At 57.0% G+C, this 4,300-nt stretch carries 4 protein-coding genes and 1 pseudogene; all 5 read right to left on the bottom strand.

The window, feature by feature from the left end:
- A pseudogene (locus AAAC48_RS06310) lies at nucleotides 1-186 on the bottom strand (DUF6088 family protein); the annotation flags it as partial.
- Nucleotides 187-221: 35 nt separating this feature from the next.
- On the bottom strand, nucleotides 222-1,004 hold the full coding sequence (locus AAAC48_RS06305; RefSeq protein WP_340653366.1) for a 3-hydroxybutyrate dehydrogenase: 783 nt from the start codon (nucleotides 1,002-1,004) through the stop codon (nucleotides 222-224).
- 32 nt (nucleotides 1,005-1,036) lie between these two features.
- Nucleotides 1,037-1,789 (bottom strand): acetoacetate decarboxylase, encoded by a 753-nt coding sequence (locus AAAC48_RS06300; RefSeq protein WP_340653365.1) that lies wholly within the window; start codon nucleotides 1,787-1,789, stop codon nucleotides 1,037-1,039.
- Between the two features lie 48 nt (nucleotides 1,790-1,837).
- Nucleotides 1,838-3,016 (bottom strand): patatin-like phospholipase family protein, encoded by a 1,179-nt coding sequence (locus AAAC48_RS06295; protein WP_340653364.1) that lies wholly within the window; start codon nucleotides 3,014-3,016, stop codon nucleotides 1,838-1,840.
- Between the two features lie 257 nt (nucleotides 3,017-3,273).
- Nucleotides 3,274-4,098: a hypothetical protein gene (locus AAAC48_RS06290; protein WP_340653363.1), complete on the bottom strand. Its 825-nt coding sequence runs from the start codon at nucleotides 4,096-4,098 to the stop codon at nucleotides 3,274-3,276.
- Nucleotides 4,099-4,300: the final 202 nt, after the last annotated feature.

Raw genomic sequence — 4,300 nt, 5'->3', positions numbered from 1 at the left:
CTTTTGTGGCGTGCGGGTCACCGGCGTTTGCTTTGATGTCGATGGTCCGCGGGTAGGTGGATCGGGCCGGGACGGCGGTCGTCAAACCAAGGTCATTGGCTGCGGTCATACCGTCGACGAGTACACGGAGCTTGTCCCGCCGGCAATTGCATCGATGAATGAGGCCCGCCGCGGAAATACTATTTTGCAGGCAGTTCAGACGTGATCCTTGTCCTACTCGCCTATTGCATATACCAGCCGTGACTCACGACCAGCGACTGGCCGGTCAGTGCGTTGGTCTTTGAGGCCGCGAAATATAGCACGGCATCCGCCACGTCATCGGTGGTCGTGAATTCGCCGTCAACAGTGTCCTTCAGCATAACGGTCTTGATCACCTGGTCTTCTGTGATGCCGAGCTCCTTGGCCTGCTCCGGAATCTGCTTGTCGACCAGAGGAGTGCGCACGAAGCCAGGGCAAACGACATTGGCAGCAACATTATGTTCAGCACCCTCCTTCGCCACCACCTTGGCGAGACCGATCAGGCCGTGCTTGGCGGTTACGTATGGAGCCTTCAGTTTCGATGCCTCTTTGGAGTGTACCGAACCCATGTAGATGATACGGCCGTAATTGGCGGCGTACATATGGCTGAGGCACGCCTTGGTTGTCAGAAACGCTCCATCCAGATGGATCGAGAGAAGCTTCTTCCAATCGGCAAAAGGAAAATCGACCAGAGGTTTGACGATCTGTATCCCGGCATTGCTGACCAGAATGTCGATCTTCCCGTATTTGGCAATGACGTCGGCAACGCCCTTCTCGACCTCCGCTTCGTCGGTTACGTTCATCGCGACCGCAAATGCATCAACGCCATTGGACTTGAACTCAGCGGCTGCCGCGTTCGCCGCGTCGATGTTGAGATCGGCGATCACGGGAACGCCGCCCTCAGCGGCAAAGCGCAAGGCTATTTCCTTGCCGATGCCGCTGGCTGCTCCGGTGATAATCGCAACTCTTCCTGTAAAACGTGACATGCTGCACCTCATTTGACGTTTGGGTATCAATCCTATTTCAGATAATCGAACACGACTTCGCCAAGTCCGAGCGTTAGATCGGCAACATAGTGACTTGCTGAGATAACTTCGTGGACGGGGAGGCGGGCCACGTCGCACATGGCGTGTTCATAGAGCTGTAGCGCCGCCGGACCGGACCACGCTCCCTTCACGGTGACATCTTCGAGATAATAGCGCACGAGTTCGCAGATGCGCGGCGAACAATCGACATGCGGGATGATCTTGATCATGAACGCAGGCTTGGCCATCGACTTAGCCAAAGGGGCGAAATCAAGCTCGCGATGTTTGTATCCCATGGTCGCGGTTGCGCACAGCACGCTTCCGTAGTGCAGCGTGCCGACGATCGTCTCCTGTTCGTGCCGAATTTTTGGTGTCGCCAGCTTCTTCGGAAATCCCCAAATCTCGCGGCCACCGGCAATGGGCGAATTGTCATCGAGATACATGGCATGCACGTAGCCGCCTTCCTGGATTTCGCCGGCGGGGGTTCTGAAGCGAACGGGTATTACCTGGCCAGTCTCGGTGTAATCCCCGAAACCCGTGGAATCCGGCATCCGGATAAACTCATAAGCCACCGTATCACCAATCACTTCGAGTGGCTCTGGCACGACGGCGCGAAGCGCGGCCGGATCAGTCCGGTAATTGATGACGACGTATTCGCGGTTGTAGAACTTATAAGGCGGCTTCGGATAGGCCGGGTCATTAAGCGGCATGGCGAAAGCATTGGCGCGGACATTTTCTATGTTCATGGGCGTGCTCGCTGCTGGGTTGGAGTGCGGTTCGGTGGCAATCGGTGGCTAGGCCAAGTCAAAGGTTGCAACCCCGTCCGGCGTGTCGGGGCGCTCCAGCACTTCGGGATGGCGCAGCGTGCGCACCGCGTCGTTGTAGCCCGAGGCCCAGTGCTCTTCCATCGTCAGGCGGGAAAACTCATAATCTTTCGAAGTCCCTTCGTAGGATTTGGCGCGGTAAATCAGTTGAACAATGTTGTAGACAGTTTCGTCGGCCTGCTCGATCAGAAGCTTCGTTTCATCGTCTGCTGCTGCCAGTGTCTCTTTCGGCACCATCTTCAGCAGATGGTTGAGAGCACGGCGCAGGCGCTGCGCCCTCTTGAACTGGTCGGTAGCAGCGCGAGTGCGGCTTGAGAAGCGGATCTCCTTCTGACGGAGATCAATGCCAATCAGATCGCGCGGGAACTCGCCCCTCGCGTTCCATAGATCCACCTGGAAAGCCAGCGTATCCTTGCGCGGAAAGCTTTCCAGTACCCATTGCAACGGCGTGTTGGAGATCAGTCCGCCATCCCAATAGTACTCGCCCTCGATCCTTGTCGCCGGGAAACCAGGCGGCAAGGCGCCGCTTGCCATGATGTGCTCGGGCGTTATTTGATTCGTCGTGCTGTCGAAATATTCGAAATTGCCGGAGCGCACGTTTACCGCCCCAACGCTGAACCGCATCGGACCGGAATTGATGCGGTCGAAATCGACCAATTGCTCAAGCGTCGCCTTTAGCGGGGCAACGTCGTAATAGCTTTCGGCCTCCATGCTTCCAGCCGGAGAGATGAAAGGCGGCAGGGGACGCGGGACAAAAAAGCCGGGCGCCCCGTTCACAATGGTTGCAAATGCCTGCGCCTGATTGACAAAACCGTGCGCCATATCACCTCTCGCAGCAAGTCTGCTAAGGATAGATGAGGCGACCGAGGCCAAGCCAAATGGCGGCTCGGTGATCGTCTCCCAGAAAGTACGTAACGCGTCGACGCGCTTGTGCGACGCATTCCCGGCAATCAAGGCGGAGTTGATCGCGCCGATCGAAATACCAGCAACCCAATCCGGATGCAGATCGGACTCAGCAAGCGCCTGGTAGACACCCGCCTGATAGGAGCCGAGCGCTCCGCCGCCTTGCAAAAGCAGGGCGATCCGCTCGAAGGGCGGACGCTTGCTCGTATGGTGGCTCTTTTTCTTTGGCGGGCGATTGACGGTCATGCGGGTCAATCCGTTTCAGGTGGCGATGTCGCTTAGCACGGCTGCGGCAACGTTTCTGTGACGGCAGTAATTTCCGTCGCTGTCGCAGACCAGATCCCACAAGCATCGAATGAAGTATATACACGAATTGAAGAATGAAACAGGTGGCCGATATTGGCGATCTGCTCAGCTGTGTGGCCAGGCGCCAGGAACAGATAGCCGGACCAGACCATCAATGGCGGACGAGCTTGCCCGTTAGGAACCGTTTAGAACTGGACCTACCGCAGGCGATCGAGCAACTGTCGTGCTTCAATAAGGTCGGGGGTATCAAAGCCCTCGGTGAACCAAGCGTAGATGGGGGCAAGGATGTTCACGCATTCTTTGTCGCGCCCCCGGTCTATGCAACAACGGGCGAGGTTCATGGCGGCCCTCAGTTCCGTCGATCTCGCACCCTCAGAACGGGCCATCGCCAGAGACTTGCGAAACCATTTCTCAGCAAGGGCTTTGCGCGGATCTAGGCGCGACAAGAGCTCGCCCTTGATGCGCAAGAGCTCGGGCAGCTGGTACTTTGAGCCAGACTTGGCCAAGACGCCCAAACCCTTCTCTAGCAACGCCAATCCCTCGTCGGCCTCGCCATATTCGCCGCAAGCTTGGGCGAGCACAGCAAGATAAAAATTCATGCCCATATCCGCTCCGGTCGCGGCGATGCCCGCGACGCCCTCGCGCATATTCTTGATGCCTTCGTCCATTTGTCCCAACTGAGCATGGGCCCAACCGAAGTAGAAGCGACCTGTGGCCGCCAGGAGAGGCAGACCATATCTAATTGATACATCAAGCTGCTTTTCAGCCCATTCTCGACCTTCCTCAGGTTCCCGCCGCATGAGATGGACAATTGCCAAGTTGGCCTGGACCGTGGCCAAAGTAACGGAATGGGACTCTCGTTCAGCCAGCGCCATCGCCTCACGGCAGCGCTCAAGAGACTGATCAGGATAGCCGCGTATGCAAAGCATTAGGGCAGAGAAATTCCGGCAGCAAACCCCGGGATCATGACCGGTATATATATAAGTCAGCTGGTGATCCCTATCGGGATTGTAAATCGCCATTCCGCAGCCTGCGTGGTGATCTGCGGCAAGATAATCCCCCATATAGAACTTGGTTGCCCAGAGATGGTGATGCGCCTCGAGGAGCATGCCCAAATTTTTCGAGGCCTGCGCGATCTGCAGACATCGTCGTCCGAGGTCATCGGCTTCGCGCAAATGGCCGGAGATCATGTGATACGACGCTTCGCCCCGGACCGCTACGAAG

Origin of the sequence: Phyllobacterium sp. (genome assembly GCF_037994405.1) — a bacterium.
Classification (GTDB): domain Bacteria; phylum Pseudomonadota; class Alphaproteobacteria; order Rhizobiales; family Rhizobiaceae; genus Phyllobacterium.
Note: the sequence above shows the minus strand (reverse complement) of the source record. Positions and strands in the feature narration are given on the sequence as shown.